Source organism: Rhizobium sp. 18055, from assembly GCF_902706285.1.
In the GTDB taxonomy this organism is placed as follows: Bacteria; Pseudomonadota; Alphaproteobacteria; order Rhizobiales; family Rhizobiaceae; genus Rhizobium.
In genome coordinates this window covers 248,067-271,967 of the sequence record NZ_CACSKD010000003.1, presented here as the reverse complement: position 1 = coordinate 271,967, position 23,901 = coordinate 248,067, and the positions used below count along the sequence as shown (strand labels likewise).

The window sequence follows — 23,901 nt, the reverse complement described above, 5'->3', positions numbered from 1 at the left end:
TAAATTTTCAGGGAATCTTCAAGGTTTGGCCGGGTAATGCCTATCGCAGCACGGGGCGATCGACATGCGGACCATCCAGATACGACTAGCCGAGATCATCGAGGCGCTGAGCAAGGCACTCGATCTCACCGAGGGACAACCGCCCGGCCACTGCATCCGCGCCTGCTATATCGGCACCCATATCGGCCGCGAGATCGGCATGGCCGACAGCGAGCTGCAGGAGCTGTACTACACGCTGCTGCTCAAGGATCTCGGCTGCAGCAGCAATGCGGCGCGCATCTGCGAGCTCTACATGGCCGATGATCTGTCCTTCAAGCGCGACTTCAAGCTCGTCGATGGCAGCCTCAGCCAGGTGCTGCGCTTCGTGCTTGGCCATACCGGGATGCAGGCGGGTCTCGCCGAGCGTTTCCGCGGTATCCTCAACATCATGCAGAACGGCGGCAAGATCGCCACCGACCTGATCCAGACACGCTGCCAGCGCGGTGCCGAAATCGCAAGGCAGATGCGCTTCACCGAAGGCGTTGCCGGCGGCGTTCTCAGCCTCGACGAACACTGGAACGGCGGCGGCAAGCCGATCGGCATTGCAGGCGAAGAAATCCCGCTTTATTCGCGCATCGCGCTTCTGGCGCAGGTCGCCGATATCTTCCAGATGAGTGCCGGGCGGGAAGCCGCGATTGCCGAAATCGCCAAGCGTGCCGATGGCTGGTTCGATCCGGCGCTGTGCGCAGCCTTTGGCCGCGTGGCCGCCCGCGACGACTTCTGGACGACGCTGCGCTCCGACGAACTGGAAACCATCGTGCTGGAGAGCGAGCCGGGCCAGCAGGCGATCATGGCCGATGACGATTATCTCGACGATATCGCCGCAGCCTTTGCCCGCGTCATCGACGCCAAGAGCCCCTACACATCAGGCCATAGCGACCGCGTGGCGCTGTTTACCGACCTGATCGCCGAGGAGATGGGGATCGACGAGGACGGTCGCCGGTTCCTGCGCCGCGCCGCCTTGCTGCACGATATCGGCAAGCTCGGCGTCAGCAACAGCGTGCTCGACAAGCCCGGCAAGCTCGACGACGAAGAATGGGGGGCGATGAAGCGCCATGCCGAATTCTCCGAGATGATCCTGTCGCATATCGGCGCCTTTGCCGATCTGGCGAAGATCGGCGGCGCCCACCACGAGCGGCTCGACGGCAAGGGTTATCCGCGCGGGCTGACGGCGGACGAAATCGCGATGGAAGTCCGGATCGTCTCCACCGCCGACGTGTTCGATGCGCTGACCGCCGACCGCCCCTACCGCGCCGCGATGCCGATTTCCAAGGCGTTTTCGATCCTCTGGGAAGGCGCTGGCCAGAGCCACGACCCGATCTGCATCGAGGCGCTGGAACGGGCGCTGCGCAAGACACCGCTGCAGCAGCCTGGTGACGCAGCCGAAACCGCTCTTGGCGAAAGACAGGCGGCTGCTTGAGTTTTTCTGATTGGTCGGTGACCATCAGACTGTGCTAAAATTCGGATCATGACCCGCGAAGAGCTCGTATCGTTTGCGCTCAGCCTGCCCGAGGCCGTCGAAAGCGCGCATCACGGCACACGCGATTTCCGCGTGCGTGCCAGGATTTTCCTGACCATGCCGGAGCAGGATTTCTGCGTCGTGCGGCTGACGCCGGAGCAGCAGCATATGGTGCTGGCGGTGTCGCCCCAGGAGACCACGGCGGTGCCGGGCGGCTGGGGACTGCGGGGATCGACGCGGCTGTTCTACCAGCTCGCCACCGATGCGCTGGTGCAGGATCTGGTGCGCCGCTCGTGGCAGAACGCCGCGCCGAAAACCCTGCAAAGACAGTTCGTTGTCATCCCCTCCCCATAAACTGATTCAACGCTGCCGAAGGGATTTCCGCAGCCGGCGTTTGGCAGCCTCCGGTGTCTTCGGCGCCTTGTCGCCAACCGTCAGCGGCCACTCGACGAGATAGTTCTCGTAATCCTCGACATCGACGCCGGTCTCGTCGACGGTGCGGCCGCGCGCCGAAATGCCGGCGGTGTGGACAGTCTCCGGATCGCCCGACACCAGCGGGTGCCACCAGTAGAGATCGCGCCCCTCGTTGATCAGCCGGTAGCCGCAGGTCGGCGGCAGCCAGGGGATTTCGTCGACATTCTCCTTGGTGAGCTGGACGCAGTCGGGCACGAAATCCCAGCGGGTCTCGTAGCTCGAACAGCGACAGCTTTCGCTGTCGAGCAGCTTGCAGCGGATCGAGGTGAAGTAGATATCGCCGCTATCCCACTCCTCGATCTTGTTGAGACAGCAGAGGCCGCAGCCGTCGCAGATGCTCTCCCATTCCGGGCCGGTCATCTCGTTGAGCGTCTTTTGCTTCCAGAAGGGTAGGTCTTCCATCATTCCGTTCTTGCAACAGCCCCCGCAAAATCGCGTGAGAGCTTTCCATTTCTCTTGTTCTTGTCAGGCAAATCAACCAATGATTCACGATGCTCCGGTTACTCCGGTTGCCAGCGGCAGATTTGCCATAGTTCGACGTCAGGCCTGTCCGATGTCGAAGTGACCGATCGGGCGGGAATATAAGACGTGACGGATCCGGACAATCCAGAAAAGCAACCGCGCAAGAAACGGCACTTGCTGCTGAAGGTCGATTCGTGGATCGACTCGACCATCTGGAACGCCGGTTTCCGCTCGGCCGAGATCTGGGAAGACATCACCATCTTCTTCCGCCGCTTCCGGGTTCGCGGCTGGAAACGCATCGTGGTCGAACTGGCCGGCGAAGGCCTGACATGGGGTGCCGTCGGCGCCGTGCTGATGCTTGCCCTTGCGCAGCCCGCTTTCGAGGCTACCAAGGAAGATTGGCGCAATCGCGGCGACTACGCCGTCACCTTCCTCGATCGCTACGGCAATGTCATCGGCCATCGCGGCGTCATCCACCAGAACTCGGTGCCGATCGACGAACTGCCCGACGCGCTGATCAAATCGGTATTGGCCACCGAAGACCGGCGCTTCTTCTCGCATTTCGGCATCGATGTCATCGGCCTGTTTCGCGCCGTGGTGACCAATGCCCAGGCCGGCGGCGTCGTCCAGGGCGGCTCGACGCTGACGCAGCAGCTCGCCAAGAACCTGTTCCTGTCGAACGAGCGCTCGATCGACCGCAAGATCACCGAAGCCTTCCTGGCGCTGTGGCTGGAAGCCAACCTGTCGAAGAAGGAGATCCTCTCCACCTATCTCGACCGCGCCTATATGGGCGGCGGCACCTTCGGGGCGGCAGCGGCGGCGCAGTTCTATTTCGGCAAGAATATCACCGATGTGAACCTTGCCGAGTCCGCGATGCTGGCCGGCCTGTTCAAGGCGCCGGCGAAATATGCGCCGCACGTCAACCTGCCGGCAGCCCGCGGGCGCGCCAACGAGGTGCTGACCAATCTGGTGCAGAGCGGGCTGATGACCGAGGGCCAGGTGATCGCCGCGCGGCGCAGCCCGGCCACCGTGGTGGATCGCAACCAGCTGGAATCGCCGGACTTTTTCCTCGACTGGGCATTCGACGAGGTGATGCGTCTGTCGCCGCGCTTCCACCAGCATTCGCTGGTGGTGCGCACCACGATCGACATGAGCCTGCAGCATGCGGCCGACGATTCGATGCAGACGTCGCTGCGCGAATATGGCGAGAGCTATCACGCCAAGCAGGGCGCGATGGTGATGATCGAGAACGGCGGTGCGGTGCGCGCCATGGTCGGCGGCCGCGATTACGGCGAGAGCCAGTTCAACCGCGCCACCAGGGCGCTGCGCCAGCCGGGTTCGTCGTTCAAGGTCTACACCTATTCGGTGGCGATGGAGAACGGCATGACGCCTGACAGCATCGTCGTCGATGCGCCGATCTCCTGGGGCAACTGGAGCCCGCACAATTACGAAAACCGCTATGCCGGCCGCATCACCATCGCGACCGCCGTTGCCCAGTCGATCAACACCATTCCGGTGCGTCTCGCCAAGGAGAAATTCGGCATCGCGCCGATCCGGGCGATGGCCACCAATCTCGGTGTCGAATCGCCGGTTCGCAACGACGTGACCATCCCGATCGGCACCTCGGAAGTCACTGTCATGGACCAGGCAACCGCCTATGCGGTGTTTCCGGCCGGCGGCTACCAGTCGCGCCGCCACGGCATCAGCCAGATCCTCGATTACGGCGGCGACGTGCTCTACGACTTCGACAAGGACGAACCGCCGGCCAAGCGGGTGCTGTCGGAACAGGCCGACGCCTACATGAACCAAATGCTGTCGCGCGTGCCCTATGTCGGTACGGCGCGGCGCGCGGCACTCGACAACGGCATCCTGACGGCCGGCAAGACAGGCACGACGCAGGCCTATCGCGACGCCTGGTTCATCGGCTTCACCGGCAATTTCACCACCGCCGTCTGGTTCGGCAATGACGACTACACCTCGACCAACAAGATGACCGGCGGCACCCTGCCCGCCATGACCTTCAAGCGGCTGATGGACTACGCCCACCAGGGCATCACGCTGCGCGCCATCCCCGGCGTCACGGCCCCACCGCCGCCGAAGACCGTCGCCGCCAAACCCGCCGCCGGCAGCCCGCCACCGCTGGTGCGTCCGCGGATGCTGTCGGTGGAATCGACCAAGCTGCTGAAGGATATCGGCGAGCAGCTGAAGCTTGCCCCGCCGCTGGCGCCGCAGAAGGTTGCCAGCGCGGATTGAGGTGACGTTTAGGCTCGGCGTCGGTGGATGAAGGGTCATTCGCCGCGCAGACGCGCGTCGGCTGGATTCCCGCCACAAGGGCGAGAATGAGGGAGGTTAGGGGGCGGCTTGCGTTAAGCAATTCGCCTTCGCGATAATGCCTCCTGCTCCATTGCCGCGCTGGTTCTTGTTGCGGCGCTCGTTCTTGTTGCGGTCGGCTTTCTCTCGGCATTTCCGTGGATTGGCGGATCAACCTCCCCCTCCTCCCTCATTCTCGCCCTTGTGGCGGGAATCCAGCCGCCGTGTGTCCACACGGCGAAAAGCCCCCCTGATCCGCGAACATCCACGCCCTTGCGCACAACCAAACCATCAGCCAGATTTCAACCATGAAGGGTTACGTCTACATCCTCGCGTCGCGACGAAACGGCACGCTCTACACCGGCGTCACCCGCGACCTCGCCGCGCGCCTCTTCGACCACCAGAACGAGCTCACCCCAGGCTTCACCTCGAGATATGGCGTCAAAACCCTTGTCTGGTTCGAGGAACACGACCTCCTCGTCCAGGCGATTGCCCGCGAAAAGTCCATCAAGAAATGGCCACGGCAGTGGAAGCTCAATCCGATCGAGTCAATGAACCCCGCGTGGGATGATATCGCGCGCTATCTGCACGGGCTGTGAGCCACGTTCAAATAGCTACGCCGCCCTCGGCGTGATGCGCGACAGGTCGGCGTGGATCTGGCGGCGGCGTTGCATCAGGTCGTGGTCGGCCTGCAGTCCGAGGAAGAAGCCTTCCGACAGGCCGAAATAGCGCGCCAGACGCAGGTCGGTGTCGGCGGTGACGCCCCGCTTGCCGAGCACGATCTCGTTGATCCGGCGCGGCGGCACCTGCAGCGCACGCGCCAGACCGTTCTGGCTGAGTTCCAATGGCTTCAGGAATTCCTCCAGCAGAATTTCACCGGGATGCGGGTTGGGGAGAAACTCGGTGTCAGTCGTGATAGTCGATGATTTCGACATCGCTTGCCCTGCCTTCCTGCCAGATGAAACATACTCGCCACTGATCGTTGATGCGGATCGAATGCTGGCCGCGGCGATTGCCTTTGAGCGCCTCCAGCCGGTTTCCCGGCGGAATGCGCAGATCGTCCACGGGCCGTGCCTGATTGAGCAAGCGCAGCTTTCTCAGCGCAATCGCCTGAATATCCGACGGCAGCTTGCGGCTATGGACACCGTTCCAGATTTTCTCGGTCTCGGCGTTCGCGAAGCTCGTGATCATCAGCCATCCACCATGACGTCACCCGTTATATAACGCGATGCGTTATGCTGTCAAACCACGGCCTTTTCCCCAGCCGCCATTCCGCCGAGCCAGAATCAGTGGTAACCCTTTCAACTGATTTGGCTATCAAGGGCGACCGGTGTTTCGATTTCCTCTCTTCATCGCGATGACGCTGATTATCGCCTTTGGCGGCGGGATCCTCGTTTCGCTTTATGCGCTGAACGCGACCGCAGGCTTCGGCGCCATCAAGCTTGGTGCCTGGGAGGCGTTTCCGGAGTTGCAGACCGAGAATGCCGACCCTTACGCGAAGTCGCACCGGGCGCGCGCCGGGCGGCTGCTTTATGGCAGCGCCGAGGGGCTGATGTTTACCGCCAAGGTGGATGACGCCGGCAACCGGCTGGATGCCGGATGCAGCTACCGGCTGGTGGGCCAGACGCCGCCGGCCAGGATCTGGACGCTGTTTACCGCCGACAATTCGGGTAACCCCGCCTCGCTGCAGACCGGTCTTCCGGGCGCGCTCAACTCGTGGACGGTGCTGCGCCAGCCGGACAGCTCGTTTTCGATCGACATTTCCGCCCGCGCCAGGCCGGGCAACTGGCTGGCGCTGCCGGCGGCCGGCACCTTCCAGCTGGTGCTGACGCTGTTCGATACGCCGACGGCGGGCAGCTCCGGGGTCATCGACCTTGCCATGCCGAAGCTTGAGAAGACGGGGTGCGGCAATGCTTAGAGCCTTGTTTGCCCTGCTCGCCGGGCTGTTCGGCGCGGCGCTGCTGCATCTGGTGATCATCCTGTCGCTGCCGCACTTCACCGGCAAGGACGCCGCAACGCGGGTGGCCTCCGAAGGCGATCTCGACACGTTCTACCTGCTTGGCGCCACCAACGACACGGCGGGGCTTTCCAACGACGATCCCTTCGTGCGGACGGCCGTGTGTTCCTTCGATATCGAGGAGAACCCTGTGCGGTTCACGGCCAAGGGCAATGTGCCCTTCTGGTCGATCGCGCTCTACGACGAAGCCTCGAACGAGGTCTTCAGCATGAATGACCGCACCTCGGTTGGCGGTGCCGTGGATATCCTGATCGGCAGCCCGATCCAGCTGACCGAGCTGCGCAAGGCGCTGCCGGGCGAATTGCAGAAGACGATCCTGGTGGAGACGACGCGATCGGAAGGCTATGCGATCCTGAGGACGCTGGCGCCGCAGGCAAGTTTCGACGCCTCTGCGAAGAGCTTCCTGTCGGAAGCCGGTTGCGAGGAATTCTCCGCGTCGAACTGAGCTCGACTATTTGCTCTTGGTGCGCGTGGCACGGCGCGTCACGACCGGCTTGACGGGTTCGCCGAGACGTTCGTAGCGCACGCCCGTGAAGAGCAGGATCTGCGCTTCGACAGGTGATCTTTCCTTGCGGCTTGGCGTCTGAGATAGACGATCTGCCAATGCGATGACTATTGCCATTGTCGTCTCCCTGCACTGCCCGAGACGGATGAAGGTCCAAGATCTCACCCTGCCCGCCTGCGCGGACCGGCGCATCCCTCATGCCAAACAGATGGCCATCGGGTCATTCGCGCCTTTCTCACGGCATATTGTGAACAATACCGTGATGCGGATAACTGGCGACCGAGTGCCGGGCGCGTGTTCCTTCCCGAATTGAGACAGATGACAGTTAACAGAATGCTAATTTTCGAGACATGATTTGCCGCTGTAGCGACCTCTTATAAACGCTGGGTTCGGTGGTTTGGTTTCAGGCGGCGCGAGAAAGTTTTTTCGCCGATCGTCCGTTTAAATTTTAGCATTAAATCATATGGTTACCGGATGGCCCGCATTTCGGGCCGGCTGCTATGCATTTGTGGCATTTTTGCATCACAAAAATATTAATTGCAGTTCGCCGTGATCGCGCTAAGGTCGCGTCATCGGCTGCAGGGCAAACGCGGCCGACCGCATGTTGGGTCTGATGGTTAGCCAGGGTGGGCAGACACATGTCTCTGATGATTGGTTCGACATTTTCTCCTGAGGATCTCGATATCCTGCGCAACGCGCTCGACGCCTGGTGCGCCGAGACACGCGTCGATATCAAGAGTTCGAAAGCGCAGGTTGCGGCGTCCACGGCGCTGGATCTCTATCAGTGCGGGCACGACGATGCTGAAAAGCTGCTGTCGGCGCTGCGCGGGCACCGGGCGCTATAGTCCTTCACACATCACGTCATAGCTCCGGCCGGGGGCACTGCCGGGCGGAGCTGCGCAGCGCCATTTCGGGACAGTTTGTCTCAAATCTTCAGCAACGGTTAACCGTGTCGCTGTAGGATTTGTTCATATCCCGTATGTGGTAAAGGCGTCTTTCTCCCAAGCGCGTCCAGGCCAGCGGCATCCCTCTAGCTTTTCAGGGTGTGTTTTTGTGCGTGACCGGTTTCGAGACCTAGAGGCCCCATCCGCGAGCCGGAAGAAGGACGTGGTTCTCATGGCGACAGTGAGCAGCTTCGAGGGATTGCAGCCTCCGACCCGATCGGAGCTTCGCCAGTTCGCCGAATTGTTCACACCGCTGTTCGTCGCCTCCTCCGATGAAGCCAAGCGCCAGGCCGTGGCGGCGCTGTCTCAATGCGGCCAGATTCCCCAGGCCGTGGCGCTGTTCATCGGCTGCCAGCCGATCGCCATTGCCGCGCCGTTTCTCACCTCCTCCCCCGCGATCGACGACGACACGCTGATTGCGGTTGCCCGGATGCAGGGCATCGACCATATGCGCGCCATCGTCAGCCGCGATACGTTGTCGCCGCGCGTCATCGACGTGCTGGTCGGCCTGCGTCACGCCGCGCCGAAGTGGCAGACAGAGGTGGCCGAGCCCGTATCGGTGCCCGCGCAAGCCGAGCCAGAGACCGCTGTTGCCGAGGTGATTGTCGCCGCTGATATGCCAGAGGTGCCTGCTGCAATCGCCGAGGTCGCGATGGCAGTCCCCGAGCCTATTCCTGTGGTGGCCGAACCGGTCACGGTGGCTCCTGCATCCGCATTCGTAGAGACGATTGCTGTCTTACCGGCAGAGCCCGCCACCACTGCCGAGACGCCAGCCACCGCTGCCGAACAACCGGCGATCCTTCCGACGCATCCGCTAGGCCCGGCAGAGCCCGCCGAGACTCCCGTGACAGGCGGCGGCCGCGAGGAAGAGGTGCGCGACACCATCAAGGGGCTGGCGCGCCATCTCGGCCGCGACGAGACCGACCGCCTCGGCCTCAGGACGCTATCGACGCTGCAATCGGCATTGCTGGTGCGCTTTGCCCGCAGCCGCGAGGCACAGGCATTTTCGACCACGCTTGCCGATACGCTGTCGGCAAGCCGCTGGCTGTCCGAACGGATCATGCTCGACATGTCCGGCCAGCAGATGGCGACAACGCTGACCAGCATCGGCATGGATTTTTCCGACGCGGTGTTCGTCCTGGAAAAGCTCTATCCGCATCTCGGCGAAGCCCAGCACAGCGTCACCCGCGCCTGGATGGTGCTCGATGCGCTGGACGCGGAAGAGTGCCAGGCGCGCGTCGAATCCTGGCGCCGCGCCGACAGCTACACCTATCTGCCGGAGCAGGCACCGGCAGCGCCGGCCCAGACGTCACATGCCCGCGCCGTGCACCAGCCACCGGCCCGCGCCATGCGGCTGGTCGGCCGCTCCAGGTAAGGTTCAGAGCGGGTTTTTCCGCTCGACGGTGACGGGAACGATATCGCCGACATCATCGGCTTCCAGTTCGACGATCCACAGATCGGGATCGAATTTTCGCTCGCGATCGAGCATCTGCCTGATCGCGTCGGCATCCTGGCGCTGCAGCCGGACCTCGAACAGCCGTTCGCCGGTCTGTTCCTCGTCGAAAAAACTCTGCGGCGCCGGGCCATAGAGCGTCTCCAGGCCGTCGCGAAAATGCTGGCGGATGAAGATCGCCCCGGCCTGCTCGGCCCCCTTCTTCTCGACAGCGGCAAAATCGCCCTTGGCGAAGACGCGGCGCAGCAGGGCTGAAACGAAGATGTCGGTGCGTAATCTCATGCTCGCGGTATAGACCGGTAAACTGGCTCCCGCAACGCGGCGGCTGGGCTTCAATAGGCGATAAAGATGTCGCCTATCCTGCGTCTGCTAAGGGCGACGGCATTCTGGCTCGGGCTTTCGCCTTCAGACAACTGGATTGTGTTGAGCTGCGGTTCCTGCCGTGGAGAGATCACCGGTCGCTCCGGCCAGAGTACACAGTTTCGGGGCTGGCAATCGACATATAACGCCCGATAGGAACCCACGCTATCCGTGCGGGGAAGCTTCAGCCTGATGTCGGGTTGCTTGTGATCGACGATGACGCACTCCTGATTGGTCCAGCAGGTCACCTCACCCTTGAACGGCTCGGCGCCATCCAACACCACGGCATAGCGAAGCTTGAACCCGAAAGGCTTTGTCTCTTCGGCAGCGCAGGCGGATGCCTGGAGGTGAAATGCGGCGATGATGGCGGCAGTCGGCATGGTCAAGCGCGGCATGTTTACCCCCTGTGAGCAGGTGATTTTGTCGCGGTGATTCACGTCATAATTGTGTCTGAGCGTCGGGCGCTCAGAGCGCGCCGATGTCCTTGAGCTTCTTCAGCACGGCTTCGCTCGGCTCGCCATTCTCCGGAAGATTGTAATGCTTCTGGAAGTGGCGGATGGCGACGCGGGTCTGTTCGCCGACGACGCCATCGATGCCGACATTGGTATAGGCCATGTTGACCAGACCCTGCTGGATCTTCAACACCAGATCGACGCTGCTGAGCGTTGTCGATGGCGCAGGCTTGCCAGAGGCCTGGGTGGCTGGCGTCTGCTTCAGCGAAATCGGTGTCGGTGCCGTCTTGACGGTCCTTTCGGCGCTGCGGATGGCAGCGGCCACAGGGTCTTCGGCAGACGCCTTGGAGGACACGTCCTCGCGCGGGCGTTCCGACGGAATGGTCGAGGGGCCGACGGAATCGGTCTTCAGCGCGGCCAGCACTTCGGGCGTGGCATCGCCACTCTGCGGCATGCCGACGGTCTCTTCGAAAAACAGGATCGCCGCACTGGTGCGCGGGCCGATCACGCCATCCGGGGCGCCGTTATAGAGGCCGCGGCGGACGAGTTCGGTCTGGATATCCATGACCAGCTGGTTGGCCGGCTGGCCGGGGGCTGCAGCCGGTGGGACGGCATTGGTGGTTTCAGCGCCACCGGCATCGTCCTGACGCTCGATCTTGAAGGTGGTGACCTCGCCGGTGTGTTCTTCCGCCGGCGGGCGACCGATCAGGGCGCTCGGAAACAGCGCATCACGGGTGCGCAGGAAGGGATGCGGATGGACGCCCGGCTGATACCAGAGCGCATTGGCGGCGACGAAGGAGAAGATGACGAGAAAGGCGACGCTGCCGCCTGTGATCGACGGATTGCGCGCGAGCACGCCGCCGAGCATGGTTGCGCCCTGCAGACCCAGACCGCCGACGACGGTAGCCCCTGTGAGAACGAGGCCCGGCTTCTGCCGGCCCTTTCTTCCCTTAGGCGATTTTCGCTTGCTCGCGGCCATCGAAAAGCCCCTCTTCCAAGTTGCCTGCTTCCAGTGTCCCGGCCGTGGCCGGCGACGTCCTCAGTCGCGGCGGAAATTCGACCGGATTGTTGTTTTCAACGCCGACCTCAGGAACACCGGAGCCATCGGCTGCAATCGAAATGGTGATGATCGTGCCGGCGCCGGGCGTGCTGGCGATGGCGAAGTCGCCGCCATGCAGGGCGACAAGGCCCTTGACCAGCGACAGGCCGAGGCCGGTGCCTTCAAAGCGGCGGGTGTAGTCATTCTGGATCTGAAGGAAAGGCTGGCCGAGCAGCTGCAGCTTGTCGGCCGGAATGCCGATGCCGGTATCGCTGACGCAGAGCTTGAGGATGCCGTCACGCACCGATGCGTCGAGCGAGATGGCGCCGCCGGCATCGGTGAACTTGACGGCGTTGCCGACCAGATTGATGAGGATCTGCTGGATGGCACGCTGATCGGCGACGACCTCGTCAAGGCCGCGCTGGATGCGGCTGGTCAGCGACACGCCCTTGGTCTTGGCCTGCAGCCCGAGCATCGCCTCGCAGGAGCGGACGACGGTTGATATGTCGAAGGGCTCGAGCATCAGCTCGTAGCGGCCGGCCTCGATCTTGCTCATGTCGAGCATGGTGTTGACCACAGACAGCAGATGACCGCCGGAATCGCGCACCAGGCTGACATATTCGCGTTGGCGCTCATTGGCGAGCTTGCCGAAATACTCGCCGAGCAGGATATCGGAGAAGCCGAGAATGGCGTTCAGCGGCGTGCGCAACTCGTGGCTGACGGCGGCGAGGAAGCGCGACTTGGCATCGTTTGCCGACTGTGCCTCGACCGCATGGTTCTGCGCTTCGACGCGCAGCTGGTGTTCGACCGAGACATCGCGGAGCTGGGCGACGACGCTGAGCAGCGCGCCATCGCTGTCGCGGCGGGCGGTGAGATCGGTTCTGAGATGCGCGAACTGGCGATTTTCAGGTGAGACAGCCGGACGCTCGAGCCGGAGATCGACCGTTGCCTGATCGTCGCCCTGGCGTAGCTGATCCAGCGCCTGCAGGAAGAGGATACGGTCGGAAATATGGATCTGGTCGATCAGGCCCTTGCCATCAGGGGTGCGCATCCAGACGAGATAGTCGCGCTTGTCGCGGCCGCCGACATTGGTGACGAGGCCCTGCGGGTCGAGAAACAGGATAAGGCCGGCCGAGGCTTCCATGAAGAATTCTTCGGCGGACTGGGTGGCGACGCCCGAGGTGGTGATGCTCTGGCGCGACAAGGCGATGCTGCCGACGGCCGAAAACAGGAAGCCGGCGAAGACGGCGGCGACACCGGCGGGCAAAGCCACGGCCGGGCTGGTAACGAAGGAGAGAGCAACGGGGGCAGCCACCAGGGCTGCCGACGACAGCAGCGCAAGCCGGCGCAGGATCATCAGCTCGCGCTGACGCACCGAAGCACTTCCCCCCGTCCGGGAGAGCCAGCGATCCGCTGCCCGGTCTACGAGGGCTGTCGCCCGATCCACAATTTTACTCAATACCAGCACGCAATACCTGCCCCAAGAAGGCTCTCTAAGTGCCCTAACAATAGGCCCCGGGCGCTTAAAGAAAGAATAAGGGAAACCGCCGGTGCACAGCCGGAAAGCGCGAAAAGTCCCGTTTTGGGGCATCGGAAAGCGCCTTTGTTTTTTACGGTTAACAGCGAGTAAGCGACGGATTTCGCTCATATTTCGCCATAGTGTTAACGGTTGTGGCAAGTGCATCAGACGGAAACCCTGCAATTACAGGAGGCAGACCATGGCATGCTTAACGCCAATGGCTACAATTCGACTGAAATGCGTCCGATCCGCCTTCGATTAAAATTTGAACTAAATTTGCCGCAAATGCCGACGAGTTTCGAAAACCGGCATTTGCATGTTCCGTCTAGGGTGAAGTCACACCGGAAAACGGGCCTGATTCGGCAACAAGACCGAGCGGGAAAACAGGATGGGCAACGACTATGTGGTTTCTAATCAAAGGATCAATCTGGTGCGGGCTGGTACTCGTCGCCTTGTCGTTCTTCAGCGGCGAGCGCCCGACGGACACGGCCACCGGATCGACATTGCAGATTTCCGACGCCTTCGTCGCCGTCACCGGCGCCTATGACTATGTGAGCGGGCTGTGCGGCGAGAAGCCTGAGGTCTGCGCCAAGGGCGCCGATACGATGGCGGTGCTCGGCCAGCGGGCCCGCAGCGGCGCGCTGGTTGCCTTCGAACTGCTCGACAGCAAGTTCGGCAGTGGCAAGAGCGCCAACGTCGCCTCCACAGCAACAGCCAAGCCCACTGTCGGCCTGGCGCCGGCCGAGACGGCTGTTGCAGCCACCCAAGAGGCGCATGAAGAGCGCAGCGTGGCGCTGAACCAGCCGATGCCTTACCGCCCGCCTGTCGATGACGGCAGCGATATGTCGGCCGACCACGTCACGACCGGCACCATCCCTCTGCCGACCCCACGGCCGGCCACCTAACTCTGTTCTTTCACGCAGTCCCGGACGGCAAACCGCTTCACACTTTTTCCGGAACTGCTCCAGCGAATTCGCGGGGACACCCCCGCCCCAAGCTTGCACCGGCTGACGGCCTCCTGGCTGCGCCCTGTGCCTGACGTGCCTGCCCTGTTTATTCTTCAGCATTTGCTGCGCCGCGAGGATGCCCATCCTTCGCGGCGTTTCTTTTTTAACGGTTCAAATCTTCGGGCAGTTCACCTATATGATCGGATGACAACGAAAGGCCATTTCCATGACGTCCCTCGATCAGATCATCGACGATTTCACCTTCCTCGACGATTGGGAAGATCGCTATCGCTATGTGATCGAGCTTGGAAAGGCGCTGCCTGATCTGGCCGAGGAAAAGAAGACCGCGGCCAACAAGGTGATGGGCTGCGCCAGCCAGGTGTGGCTGGTGACGCATACCGATGGCAATGCCGACAATCCTGTCATGACCTTCGAAGGCGATTCCGACGCGCATATCGTGCGCGGGCTGGTGGCCATCGTGCTTGCCGCCTATTCCGGCAAGACCGCCGCCGCGATCACCGCGCTCGACGCGCTGGAGGTGTTCGGCAAGATCGGCCTGGTGGAAAACCTTTCGGCACAACGCTCCAACGGCCTGCGCTCGATGGTCAACCGCATCCGCGAGGAAGCGCGCGTGCGGGTCGCGGCGTAACATCGCTATCAGCCGCGAGTTTGCGTGCAACGCATTCGCAACGGCAACGCAGATAGACGGAATCGGGAACTTCTCCCCATTGCCTCCATGCGTCGATTGCGGTTTCGACCTCTGCTGCCTCCGCAAGTGCCTTGGCCACGAGACCGCTGCTCAATCCCCGCAAACTTGCAATTGCATCGCGCGTGGTGTCACGGCGCGCTGCTGCATCGGCGCTATGGTTGACGTAGCTCGCACCGCTCCAGATAGGATCGAAGCCATTGGCCCGCAGGACGACGCCTTGACGGCGGCCAAACTGCAGCGCTTCGGCATTTGAATGTTCGTACCATCTCTGCCAGAGGTCGAGCGCCAGATGTAGTCCAGCGGTATCCGGGTACAGGATGTTGCCCCCAACATCGGCATCGCGCGTGGCAATCAAACCATCCGGCTTCAGCACACGCCGCGCCTCGGCGAGCGCACGTTCTATCGCCTCAGGCGGTTGATGGTAGAGAACCGCATGAAAGAACACAGCGTCGAACTCCTGCGGTCCGAACGGCAGAGACATCATGTCGGCTACTTCAAACCTTAAATTTGCAGATGCGCCGTCGCCCGTCAGTTGCCGCGCCGCCGTGATCGCCTTCGGCTCGATGTCAATGCCGACCACCTGACCCACGGCGCCGCAAAAAGCAGCGGTGATCGTTCCGGGACCACACCCAGCATCGAGCAACCGCATGCCGGGAGACAAGAATGGCAGAAAGAACGCCGCGGAGCTCTCTCCGCGTTTGCTTTGAAAGTCTACGATCACATCATTATGCCGGCTCGTGGAGGTGGTCATGGTCCTCGCTCCCATCTGTTTGCCTCGAGGGTCGATTCGTCGTGAGCAGCATATCCACGGCGCGTGACAACCAGCCTGCCGGTCCGGGCGCTGACTATTTCAGGAATAGAGCTCCGGCCGGTAATCCTGGGTGCCCCAGTGCTCGATGCGCGGGCGGCGGGATGGGGTCTGTGGATGGTAATGGCGCGACAGCGCCAGAAGTGCTGTGCGCAGCATCAGCTTTGCCGAGCGTACCGGCCACTGGCGTTCGCGCTCGACCACTTCCAGACCCTTCATGAAACAGCAGACATCGAGCGCGACGCCGGAGAGTTCGGGCCCGAGCGCCTCCAGGGCGCGGTTGACGGCGAGGCGCGCCGCCATGGCGCTGTCGGCGAGATCCGCCATGCCGCCGCGCGACCCGTTGGCGCGGCTTGCCAGCCGCGGCTCCCATGAGGCGGTGACGCGTGGCTGCAACTGGCCGCGGGTGAAATCCGCATGCAGTCTCTCGCCCGAGATGATGGCCGCCTCCGGCATGAAGGGATGACCGTCCCTGTCCTTCAGGCGTGCCAGGCTTGCCAGCGGCGATTCGTCCCTGTTGACCCGCAGACGCTGCGGCGTGCCCTCTATATCCCTGACAGCCTGTTCGATCGTGGCATGCTGCTCGAGGAATTCCTCGTCCTTCTCGGCTGCGGCGCGGCGCAGATAGGACCGCGCCTCGGGGCAAAGACGGAGCAGGCCGGCGTCGCCATCGATCAGTCCGGTTGCCAGAGCCTCGGTGATCAAGGCTGCAGGAAGATTGCAGGTTGCGCCGTCTGCAAGATGCAGGCAGACAATGCCGTCCGCGCCTGCTGCCTGCCTGCCATCGCCGCGCATCAAGAACGTCAGCAGCCGGACCATCGGCTTCGATCGGGATGCCTTACTCATGGCCAGCGCCTCCATTGGAGCGGAAGATGGAGTTGACGGTGCGCTCGACGGCGGCGACGAACTCGTCGTAGGCAGGGTCATCACGGCGGTCCTCGACCACATGGCAGGCATGGCTGACCGTGGTGCGGTCGCGGCCGAAGGCGACGCCGATCTCCAGGATCGGAATCTGCAGCGCGACGTGGCAGACATACATGGCGATCTGGCGAACATGGCAAAGGGTTCGCCTGCGGTCGCGGCGCATCTGGACGCGATGGCCGGCGATCATCACCATCTCCGTCGTCACCTCGGTGCAGATCCGGCAGACGGAGCGGACGGCCGGAATTGCCGATGGCGGGCGATCGGCGTCGGAGACCGGCGCTTGCTCCTGATGGAGCGAAGGCAGGGGCGGATTTGCAGCGCTGGGCGGGTAAAAATGTCCGATCGGCATATGAATACTCCTATGAATAGGAATTAATTCATAAACGCTACACAGGAACGGGGATAAGTGAAAGCGCCCCAGATCGAATTTCGGCTGATTTCACTCACGAATTTTAACCGGCGGTGAAAATAATTGGGATTATTTTCCTCCTTCGATCACCATCAGGCATCAAAAAAGCCGGGCTTTCGCCCGGCTGATCGTGATCGTGAAATCCAAAAAACTATCAGGCACGACTGCGCTTGCGGCGCTGACCGAGGCCCATTTCCTTGGCAAGGCGCGAACGCGCCTCGGCATAGGCAGGGGCGACCATCGGGTAGTCAACCGGCAGATCCCATTTTTCGCGGTATTCTTCCGGCGAAAGGCTGTGGTGCGTCATCAGGTGGCGCTTGAGTGATTTGAAATTGCCACCACATTCAAGGCAAGTGATCTGCTCGTCCTGGACGGACTTGCGCACAGACACAGCTGGCTTCTGCTTTTCAACGACAGCCATTGCTGGCTGCGGCGTGGACGTGTTGCTAAGGGCGGAGTGCACGTCTGAAATCAAATTGGCGAGATCGCCAACCGGAACGACATGGTTGCTGACATAGGCTGCGACAATATCTGCGGTAAGCTCCACCAGCAATTCCGGACCGCTACCGGCTGCAGTATCCGTCATATTTCGTTTCTCCTGTTTGCATGCTCAAAAGGTCTCGGACCCCTTGGTCCGCGACCGCTATCGTAGAGCGAACAGCAAAAAACTCAGTCTGCGGCTACATGTCTCGAAAAACTGAAATCCACCCCTAGATTCCTGAGGCCGAAACCCGTTCTTATACTGCCTGATCTCAAATTAGTACGTCCACATGCACGTTTTGTCCTCAATTAAACAATGAAAGTCAAAGCGACCGAGGAATTAAGCAATGTGATTCTAACTCAATATCAGAACTCTACTTGACCATCAATTATCACCGTTTTGCGAAAACGCCAATTAATATTTCATATATATCCGGCAAAAACCGCGCATATCCAAAGAATTAGTAGGGCCGGAGGGAAACATTAATCATCAGCGAAGCTGCTTAAAACTGCAAAAAACTGCTTAAAATACTGAAATGGAAGCACTCTTACCTTTCAAGAAGATCGTCGCGCGTCGATGCCGGCCCGAGGCGATAACCTGTGGAGTGTGCCGCTCTGGCAAGCAAGTGGGCGGCGACAGGTGCCGTCAGTATAAAAAAAACAAAACCGGCAAGCGCTCGCGCAAACACAGCAACCTCGCCTGATTCGATTCCCGCCGCAAACAAAAGCAAACCGGAGCCGACCGTTCCGGCCTTGGACGCGGCATGCATGCGCGTATAGAGATCCGGCAACCTGAGGATGCCGAGCGCTGCCACAAAGGCAAACAGCGAGCCCAGCAGCAAGAGAGCCGCAACGATGATGGCGACGATATAGTCTATCATTTCTTGCCCTTCCTCGCTTTGCGTCCAGTATTGGCCTCCGCGCTCCCCTTGGCTGCAGCATCGGGCTTTTTCGTGGCGGATAGGTTTCTTTTCCCTGCCTGCGGCAACGTGGCTCCGGCGGGCCGCGGCGCGATACCGCGCGACATGACGAAGCGGGCGAAGGCGACGGTGGCGAGGAACCCGACCAGACCGAGCGAGATGGCGATATCGATATAGAGCGCAAAGCCTGTTTTGACCGCGATGACGGCGATGAAGCCGATGGCGGTACCCGACAGCGTGTCGAGCGCCAGGATGCGATCGGGCAGCGTCGGGCCTGCGATCACCCGCCAACCGGCCAGCAGGAATGTTACGGCGAGAATGACCAGCGCGGCGGAGGCGGCGGTGGAGACGATGGCGTCCGGCGAGATCATCGGAAGGCCTCCAGGATCTTGCGTTCGAAGCCATTGGCGATGTCGCGCCGTGCCGCATCCGGATCGCCGCAATCGAGCGCGTGGACGTAGAGCGTCCTGCGGTCGTCGGAGACGTCGACCGACAGGGTTCCCGGCGTCAGGGTGATCAGGTTGGCGAGCAGGGTGATCTCGAAATCGCGATCGACGGTCAGCGGAAAGGCGAAGATGCCGGGCTTCAGCTTCATGTCGGGGCTGAGAACGGTGATCGCCACCTTGGCCGCCGACATGGCGAGTTCCTTCAGGAACAGCAGCGCCAGCGACAGGATGGCGAACAACCGGCCGAGATAGACCCTGCTGCCATAGGGCTCGCGGACGACGAACAGGGCCAGCGCCCCGAGTGCGAAGCCGAGCACGAGATTGTGGGCCGAGACGCTGCCGCTGACGGCGGCCCAGGCGATGGCGAGCAGCAGATTGAGAAGCAGGCCCTTCATGGTGCGACGCCTCCCGGGAAGACCGACAGGATATAGGGATTGGGGTCCGTCAGCTGGACGGCGACGGCCTGTGTCAGGGCCAGCAGCCGCTCCGGCAGGATACCGAAGCCGAGCACCAGGGCTGACAGGATCGACAGCGGCAGCATCGCCCGCCAGCTGGTGGCAACAAAGGTCTCGGCGCTTTCGGTGGCCGGGCGCCAGTAGGCGAGCAAAAAGACGCGGCCGAAGCAGATGGTGGTGATGAAGCCGCCGATGAGAACAGCCGCTGCCAGCCACCAGGCGCCGACATCGAGCGATGCCTTGACCAGAATGAGCTTCGGCCAGAAGCCGGAGAACGGCGGCAGGCCGCAGGCGGCGAAGAACAGCATGAGCGAGATCGCCGCAAACAGGCCGTTGCGACGGTAGAGGCCGCCAAGCCGGGTCAGCGAGAAGCTGCCGCCGAGGAAGGCCACCTGCCCCGCCGTCAGATAGAGCGCGGTCATCAGCAGCATCGAATGGATGGCGTAGAACACCGTGCCCGACAGCGCCCCCGTGGTGCCGAGCGCCACGCCGATCAGCATGTTGCCGATCCCTGAGATGACGGTGTAGCCGAGCAGCTTGCGGATATCATCCTGCGCCAGCGCGCCCAACGCGCCAAGCACGACGGTGAGCGCGCCGGCGGTTGCGATCAGCAGGCTGAGCGCTTCGCGCTCCAGCGGCAGCAGCATGACGAGGACGCGGATCAGCGCGTAGACGCCGACCTTGGTGAGCAGGCCGGCAAACAGCGCCGAGACGACGATGCGCGGCGTGTGATAACTGGCCGGCAGCCAGAAATTGACCGGGAATGCTGCAGCCTTCATCGCAAAGGCCAGCAGGAACAGCGCTGCCAGCGTCATCAGCGGCGCGCTGTCGCCGAGCGCGCCGGCCTTGGTTGCGATATCGGCCATGTTGAGCGTGCCGAAGATGGCATAGAGCAGGCCGACGGCGATCAGGAACAGGGTGGTGCCGATCAGGTTCAGCACGGCGTATTTCATCGCGCCGTCGATCTGCTCTCGCTCGGAGCCGAGGATCAGCAGGCCGAAGGAGGAGATCAGCAGCACTTCGAACCAGACATAGAGGTTGAAGACATCGCCGGTCAGGAAGGCGCCGGTGACGCCGGCCATCAGCATCAGCAAAAACGGGAAGAAGCCGTAGCGGCGACCGCCATCGCCGATATCGGCAAGGGCATAGATGCCGCCGGCAAGGGCGACGACCGCGGCGGTCAACGCCATGGCGGCGCTGAGGATATCGACGGTAAAGGCAATGCCGAACGGCGGCAGCCAGCGGCCCATGACCATGGTGAGCGGCCCCTCGGCCATGACCTTCAGCAGCAGCGCGGCATCGATGAGCACCAGCAAAGCCAGACCCGGAATGGCGATCCAGGCCTGCAGCCGCACGGAACTGCGGGCCATCAGCAGAACGGCGCCAAGGGTGATGCAGAGCACCACCGGGGCGATGACCAGCCAGTGGGCGATCGGCACCGGCGCGGTGACGAGGGCCGCGGACAGGTCGGCGATTTTTTCGGTCGGAGCGGCCATGTCTAATATCCCAACGGCGGCGACGGCGGTTCGTCGGGTTCGGCGACGCGCATCTCGTCGGTGTTGTCGGTGCCGATGTCCTGATAGGCGCGATAGGTCAACACCAGCAGGAAGGCGAGGAAGGAGAAGGAGATGACGATCGCCGTCAGGATCAGCGCCTGCGGCAGCGGATTGGCGGTGCCTGCGGGCAGCGTGTCGAGATTGGCCGGGATGATCGGCGGCACCTCGCGGGTCAGGCGGCCGGCGGTGAACAGCAACAGGTTGACGGCATTGCCGAGGATGGCGACGCCGAGCATGATGCGGATCGAGAATTTCGACAGCATCAGGTAGATGGCCGTGGTGAAGAACAGGCCGACCAGAATGGCGAACAACGGCTCCATTATTCGACCTCCCTTTCCTCGAGCGCCAGCGCGATCGAGGTGATGGCGCCGACGACGACGAGATAGACGCCGATATCGAACAGCATGACGCTGGAGAGCGGCACTTCGACACCGGCGATCTCGGGGTAGATCCAGAGGCCGGTCATGAACGGCACGGCAAACAGGATCGAGATCAGGCCGGCGATGCAGGACATCAGCAGCCCGGCGCCGGCGATCGACAGCGGATGAAAGACGATGGCGTGGCGCACGGCAGCGGTGCCGCGGGCGATGCCGAAGATCGCCAAGGCGGACGCCGCGATCAGCCCGCCGATGAAACCGCCGCCCGGCTCGTTGTGGCCGCGCAGCAGCACGAACACCGAAAACAGCAGCATCAGCGCGGTGATGACAGGGGAAATGGTGCGGAAGATCAGCGTGTTCATGGGCGTTCCACCCCGAGATCGTCCGGCGCATTCGGATCATTGTCGGCCAGCTTGCGCTCTGTGCGCGCCCGGACCCTGATCAGCGCCAGAATGGCAAGGCCGGTCATGGCGACGACAGCGATCTCGCCGAGGGTGTCGGTGCCGCGGAAATCGACGATGATGACGTTCACGACATTGGCGCCATGGGCGATGGTCTTCGAATAGGTGTTGAAGAAATCCGTCAACGTGGTGTTGAACGGCACCTGCGTCGCCTTCATCAGCAACAGCGCGAAGCCGGTGCCGCAGGCGAGCGCGATGGTGCCGTCGAGCAGCATCTGGCTGAGCGGGCGCGGATCGGTGGGCGACAGCTTGAGGCGGGTCATCACCAGCGCCAGGATGACGACCGAGAGCGTTTCCACCATGAACTGGGTGAAGGAGAGATCCGGCGCGCCGAACAGCAGGAAGATCAGCGCGACCGCAAAGCCCTGGATGCCGAGCGAGACGATCGCCGTCAGCCGGTCGCGGGCGATGACCACGGCGACGAGGCCAACGACGGCCAGCAGGAACACCGCCCATTCGTGGATCTGCACGCCGTCAGGCCAGGCCGGCAGCGATGGCCATTCGCCGAACAGCCAGAGCGGCACAAGCAGCATGGCGGCGACGCAGAGGAAGGTGCAGGTGATGTAGATCTCCAGCCGGCCGGGCTGCAGCACGCGGGTGATGCGGACCGAGAGACGGACGAGGCCGGAGATGGCGTGGTCGAAGCCGTGGTCGGGCCCGGGGCCGAGCCTGCGCAGGACAGCCGACATCAGCGTGCGTGCCCGGTCGAGCTGCCAATAGACTGCGATGCCGAGCGCCGCGGTGATCAGCGACAGCAGCAGCGGCACGCCGACATGCGGGGCCAGCGTGATCTCGATCTCGGTTGCCGATCCGCGCACGGCCGACGCCATCGCCGAGGAGATATAGTGATGCGCCGTCAATGAAAACAGCGCGCCGACAAGGCCGAGCAGCGCCAGCACGACCGGGCCGATCCAGAGCAGCGGCGGCGCCTCGTGCGGATGCTTCGGGGTTTCGACCGGAGCGCCGAGGAAGGGTTTCAGCGCCACGGCAAAGCCGATTGCAAACATAAGCGCGTTGCCGAGGATGGCGACGGCGGTGAAGATGATCGAGCGCAGGTCGCCATGGGCGAGTGCGGCGTAGATCTCCTCCTTGGCGAGGAAGCCGAAGAACGGCGGCAGGCCGCCCATCGAGATGGCGGCGGCAAGGGCTGCGGCAAAGGTCAGCGGCATGGCTGTGCGCAGGCCACGCAGGCGGGTGATGTCGCGGGTGCCGGTCTCGTGATCGATGATGCCGGCGACCATGAACAGCGCGCCCTTGAACAGCGAATGGGCCACCAGATAAAGCACCGCCGCCTCGATGGCATAGGGCGAGCCGAAACCTGTCAGCAGCACCAGGAGGCCGAGCGAGGAGACGGTGGTGTAGGCGAGCTTCAGCTTCAGGTCGGTCTGGCGCACCGCCAGCAGCGTGCCGACGATCAGCGTGACCCCGCCGAACAGCGGCAGGATGGTTTCCCAGGCGGCCGTGCCGCCCATCGCCGGGTTGAGGCGCATCAGGAGGTAGACACCTGCCTTCACCATGGTGGCGGAGTGCAGGTAGGCGGAAACCGGCGTCGGCGCTTCCATGGCGTTGGGAAGCCAGAAATGGAACGGATACTGCGCCGACTTGGTGAAGGCGCCGCCGAGCACCAGGACCAGGATCGGCAGGTAATAGGGATTGGCGCGCAGCAGGTCGCCGGATTGCAGCAACACCGAAAGCTGGGTGGCGCCTGTCGTGCTCCAGATCAACAGCAGGCCGGCCAGCAACAGCAGACCGCCGCCGCCGGTGACGACAAGCGCCTGCAGGGCAGCGCGCCGCGAGGCCTCGCGGCGGTGATCGAAGCCGATCAGCAGGAAGGAGGTGATCGAGGTCAGCTCCCAGAAGACGAACAGCATCAGGAAATTGTCGGAGACGACAAGACCGAGCATCGACCCCATGAACAGGAAGATGAAGGAGAAGAAGCGGCCGAGATCGGGATGGCCCTTGAGATAGCCGCCGGCATAAAGCACGACCAGCGCACCGATGCCGGTGATCAACAATGCGAAGGTGACGGAAAGGCCGTCGAGCAGCCAGGCAAAGTCGAGATTGAGGCTCGGCACCCAGGCATAGCCGCCACGGATGACCTGACCATCGGCGACCATCGGCAACAGGCTGGCGAAGTGGGCAAAGGCCAGAAGCGGCGCCAGCGCCAGAAGCCAGGCGGCATGGGCCCCGAAGGCGCGGACAAGAAACGGCGCAAGAACAGCCCCGAGAAACGGCATGCACAGGGCCGCAAACGTCAATGCCGTGCCATCGGCCATACACTCTCCCCACCACCAAGACGTTGCAAATCCGAAGCAAATCAGATGCGCTCATAGGGTTTAGGAGAAGACGGCCGGCACCTCAAGCGTTGATCGGCCG

Annotated in this window: 29 protein-coding genes; 10 read left to right on the top strand and 19 right to left on the bottom strand. The window is 62.6% G+C overall.

The genetic code is table 11. The annotated features are described in order from the left end of the window. Positions 1 to 64 precede the first annotated feature (64 nt). The gene (locus GVL52_RS07570) at positions 65 to 1,459 is read left to right on the top strand and encodes an HD-GYP domain-containing protein (protein WP_160005442.1); all 1,395 of its coding nucleotides are present in this window, start codon (positions 65 to 67) and stop codon (positions 1,457 to 1,459) included. A gap of 48 nt (positions 1,460 to 1,507) precedes the next feature. Beyond that, positions 1,508 to 1,852, top strand: a complete 345-nt coding sequence (locus tag GVL52_RS07565) for an MmcQ/YjbR family DNA-binding protein (protein ID WP_160005440.1) — start codon at positions 1,508 to 1,510, stop codon at positions 1,850 to 1,852. Between the two features lie 6 nt (positions 1,853 to 1,858). Here GVL52_RS07565 and GVL52_RS07560 read toward each other — a convergent pair whose 3' ends face one another. Then, positions 1,859 to 2,374 (bottom strand): YcgN family cysteine cluster protein, encoded by a 516-nt coding sequence (locus tag GVL52_RS07560; protein ID WP_160005438.1) that lies wholly within the window; start codon positions 2,372 to 2,374, stop codon positions 1,859 to 1,861. Between the two features lie 186 nt (positions 2,375 to 2,560). Between GVL52_RS07560 and GVL52_RS07555 the strand changes: the two genes are divergently transcribed. Further along, positions 2,561 to 4,687 carry a transglycosylase domain-containing protein gene (locus GVL52_RS07555; protein WP_160005436.1) on the top strand — a complete coding sequence of 709 codons (2,127 nt, stop codon included), beginning with the start codon at positions 2,561 to 2,563 and terminating at the stop codon, positions 4,685 to 4,687. Between the two features lie 365 nt (positions 4,688 to 5,052). Then, positions 5,053 to 5,343: a GIY-YIG nuclease family protein gene (locus GVL52_RS07550; protein WP_160005434.1), complete on the top strand. Its 291-nt coding sequence runs from the start codon at positions 5,053 to 5,055 to the stop codon at positions 5,341 to 5,343. Between the two features lie 15 nt (positions 5,344 to 5,358). Here GVL52_RS07550 and GVL52_RS07545 read toward each other — a convergent pair whose 3' ends face one another. Both GVL52_RS07545 and GVL52_RS07540 read right to left on the bottom strand, forming a co-directional pair. Then, a complete protein-coding gene (locus GVL52_RS07545) occupies positions 5,359 to 5,679 on the bottom strand; it encodes a HigA family addiction module antitoxin (protein ID WP_160005432.1) in 321 nt (106 codons plus the stop codon). Further along, a complete protein-coding gene (locus tag GVL52_RS07540; protein ID WP_160005430.1) occupies positions 5,651 to 5,935 on the bottom strand; it encodes a type II toxin-antitoxin system RelE/ParE family toxin in 285 nt (94 codons plus the stop codon). Before GVL52_RS07540 ends, GVL52_RS07545 begins: the two co-directional genes overlap by 29 nt. Positions 5,936 to 6,074: 139 nt before the next feature. Here GVL52_RS07540 and GVL52_RS07535 point away from each other — a divergent pair, with 139 nt between their 5' ends. Further along, positions 6,075 to 6,662 (top strand): DUF1214 domain-containing protein, encoded by a 588-nt coding sequence (locus GVL52_RS07535; protein WP_160005428.1) that lies wholly within the window; start codon positions 6,075 to 6,077, stop codon positions 6,660 to 6,662. Then, positions 6,655 to 7,206, top strand: a complete 552-nt coding sequence (locus tag GVL52_RS07530; protein ID WP_160005426.1) for a DUF1254 domain-containing protein — start codon at positions 6,655 to 6,657, stop codon at positions 7,204 to 7,206. The genes GVL52_RS07535 and GVL52_RS07530 overlap by 8 nt, the downstream gene beginning before the upstream one ends. A gap of 6 nt (positions 7,207 to 7,212) precedes the next feature. Here GVL52_RS07530 and GVL52_RS30340 read toward each other — a convergent pair whose 3' ends face one another. Further along, positions 7,213 to 7,383, bottom strand: a complete 171-nt coding sequence (locus GVL52_RS30340; protein ID WP_200847780.1) for a hypothetical protein — start codon at positions 7,381 to 7,383, stop codon at positions 7,213 to 7,215. Positions 7,384 to 7,904: 521 nt separating this feature from the next. Between GVL52_RS30340 and GVL52_RS07525 the strand changes: the two genes are divergently transcribed. Together GVL52_RS07525 and GVL52_RS07520 are read left to right on the top strand one after the other, a co-directional pair. Continuing rightward, entirely contained in the window at positions 7,905 to 8,111 is a 207-nt protein-coding gene (locus tag GVL52_RS07525) for a hypothetical protein (RefSeq protein ID WP_160005424.1), read from the top strand. A 271-nt stretch (positions 8,112 to 8,382) separates the two neighbouring features. Continuing rightward, a complete protein-coding gene (locus tag GVL52_RS07520; protein ID WP_200847779.1) occupies positions 8,383 to 9,585 on the top strand; it encodes a DUF2336 domain-containing protein in 1,203 nt (400 codons plus the stop codon). 3 nt (positions 9,586 to 9,588) lie between these two features. On the opposite strand, the gene GVL52_RS07515 is transcribed toward GVL52_RS07520, so the two are convergent. The 4 genes from GVL52_RS07515 to GVL52_RS07500 all read right to left on the bottom strand — a co-directional run bounded on the left by GVL52_RS07515 (position 9,589) and on the right by GVL52_RS07500 (position 12,973). Further along, positions 9,589 to 9,945 carry a DUF1491 family protein gene (locus GVL52_RS07515; protein ID WP_160005420.1) on the bottom strand — a complete coding sequence of 119 codons (357 nt, stop codon included), beginning with the start codon at positions 9,943 to 9,945 and terminating at the stop codon, positions 9,589 to 9,591. A gap of 50 nt (positions 9,946 to 9,995) precedes the next feature. Continuing rightward, positions 9,996 to 10,418, bottom strand: coding sequence for a hypothetical protein (locus GVL52_RS07510; RefSeq protein ID WP_160005418.1), 423 nt, complete (start codon positions 10,416 to 10,418; stop codon positions 9,996 to 9,998). Positions 10,419 to 10,488: 70 nt separating this feature from the next. Beyond that, positions 10,489 to 11,454 (bottom strand): peptidoglycan-binding domain-containing protein, encoded by a 966-nt coding sequence (locus GVL52_RS07505; protein WP_160005416.1) that lies wholly within the window; start codon positions 11,452 to 11,454, stop codon positions 10,489 to 10,491. Beyond that, the gene (locus tag GVL52_RS07500) at positions 11,426 to 12,973 is read right to left on the bottom strand and encodes a HAMP domain-containing sensor histidine kinase (RefSeq protein ID WP_244619112.1); all 1,548 of its coding nucleotides are present in this window, start codon (positions 12,971 to 12,973) and stop codon (positions 11,426 to 11,428) included. The genes GVL52_RS07505 and GVL52_RS07500 overlap by 29 nt, the downstream gene beginning before the upstream one ends. Positions 12,974 to 13,434: 461 nt before the next feature. Between GVL52_RS07500 and GVL52_RS07495 the strand changes: the two genes are divergently transcribed. Both GVL52_RS07495 and GVL52_RS07490 read left to right on the top strand, forming a co-directional pair. Next, positions 13,435 to 13,938, top strand: a complete 504-nt coding sequence (locus GVL52_RS07495) for a DUF5330 domain-containing protein (protein ID WP_160005412.1) — start codon at positions 13,435 to 13,437, stop codon at positions 13,936 to 13,938. 268 nt (positions 13,939 to 14,206) lie between these two features. Beyond that, complete coding sequence (locus tag GVL52_RS07490; protein WP_160005410.1) at positions 14,207 to 14,629, top strand: SufE family protein; 423 nt, start codon at positions 14,207 to 14,209, stop codon at positions 14,627 to 14,629. On the opposite strand, the gene GVL52_RS07485 is transcribed toward GVL52_RS07490, so the two are convergent. The 11 genes from GVL52_RS07485 to GVL52_RS07435 all read right to left on the bottom strand — a co-directional run bounded on the left by GVL52_RS07485 (position 14,586) and on the right by GVL52_RS07435 (position 23,801). After that, positions 14,586 to 15,440 (bottom strand): class I SAM-dependent methyltransferase, encoded by an 855-nt coding sequence (locus GVL52_RS07485; RefSeq protein WP_160005408.1) that lies wholly within the window; start codon positions 15,438 to 15,440, stop codon positions 14,586 to 14,588. The genes GVL52_RS07490 and GVL52_RS07485 overlap by 44 nt on opposite strands. Positions 15,441 to 15,539: 99 nt before the next feature. Further along, positions 15,540 to 16,343 carry a DUF6456 domain-containing protein gene (locus GVL52_RS07480; protein WP_160005406.1) on the bottom strand — a complete coding sequence of 268 codons (804 nt, stop codon included), beginning with the start codon at positions 16,341 to 16,343 and terminating at the stop codon, positions 15,540 to 15,542. Then, complete coding sequence (locus GVL52_RS07475) at positions 16,336 to 16,770, bottom strand: helix-turn-helix domain-containing protein (RefSeq protein WP_160005404.1); 435 nt, start codon at positions 16,768 to 16,770, stop codon at positions 16,336 to 16,338. The genes GVL52_RS07480 and GVL52_RS07475 overlap by 8 nt, the downstream gene beginning before the upstream one ends. Positions 16,771 to 16,984: 214 nt before the next feature. Next, a complete protein-coding gene (locus GVL52_RS07470) occupies positions 16,985 to 17,416 on the bottom strand; it encodes a MucR family transcriptional regulator (protein ID WP_160005402.1) in 432 nt (143 codons plus the stop codon). Between the two features lie 442 nt (positions 17,417 to 17,858). Then, positions 17,859 to 18,191, bottom strand: coding sequence for a monovalent cation/H(+) antiporter subunit G (gene mnhG / locus GVL52_RS07465; RefSeq protein ID WP_160005400.1), 333 nt, complete (start codon positions 18,189 to 18,191; stop codon positions 17,859 to 17,861). Next, positions 18,188 to 18,601 (bottom strand): cation:proton antiporter, encoded by a 414-nt coding sequence (locus tag GVL52_RS07460; RefSeq protein WP_160005398.1) that lies wholly within the window; start codon positions 18,599 to 18,601, stop codon positions 18,188 to 18,190. The genes mnhG and GVL52_RS07460 overlap by 4 nt, the downstream gene beginning before the upstream one ends. Then, the gene (locus GVL52_RS07455; RefSeq protein WP_160005396.1) at positions 18,598 to 19,071 is read right to left on the bottom strand and encodes a Na+/H+ antiporter subunit E; all 474 of its coding nucleotides are present in this window, start codon (positions 19,069 to 19,071) and stop codon (positions 18,598 to 18,600) included. Before GVL52_RS07455 ends, GVL52_RS07460 begins: the two co-directional genes overlap by 4 nt. Further along, entirely contained in the window at positions 19,068 to 20,627 is a 1,560-nt protein-coding gene (locus GVL52_RS07450; protein ID WP_160005394.1) for a Na+/H+ antiporter subunit D, read from the bottom strand. The genes GVL52_RS07455 and GVL52_RS07450 overlap by 4 nt, the downstream gene beginning before the upstream one ends. Before the next feature lie 2 nt (positions 20,628 to 20,629). Next, positions 20,630 to 21,007, bottom strand: a complete 378-nt coding sequence (locus tag GVL52_RS07445; protein ID WP_160005392.1) for a Na+/H+ antiporter subunit C — start codon at positions 21,005 to 21,007, stop codon at positions 20,630 to 20,632. Next, positions 21,007 to 21,426: a Na(+)/H(+) antiporter subunit B gene (locus GVL52_RS07440; RefSeq protein ID WP_160005389.1), complete on the bottom strand. Its 420-nt coding sequence runs from the start codon at positions 21,424 to 21,426 to the stop codon at positions 21,007 to 21,009. Before GVL52_RS07440 ends, GVL52_RS07445 begins: the two co-directional genes overlap by 1 nt. After that, positions 21,423 to 23,801: a putative monovalent cation/H+ antiporter subunit A gene (locus tag GVL52_RS07435; RefSeq protein WP_160005387.1), complete on the bottom strand. Its 2,379-nt coding sequence runs from the start codon at positions 23,799 to 23,801 to the stop codon at positions 21,423 to 21,425. Before GVL52_RS07435 ends, GVL52_RS07440 begins: the two co-directional genes overlap by 4 nt. Between the last annotated feature and the right edge of the window lie 100 nt (positions 23,802 to 23,901).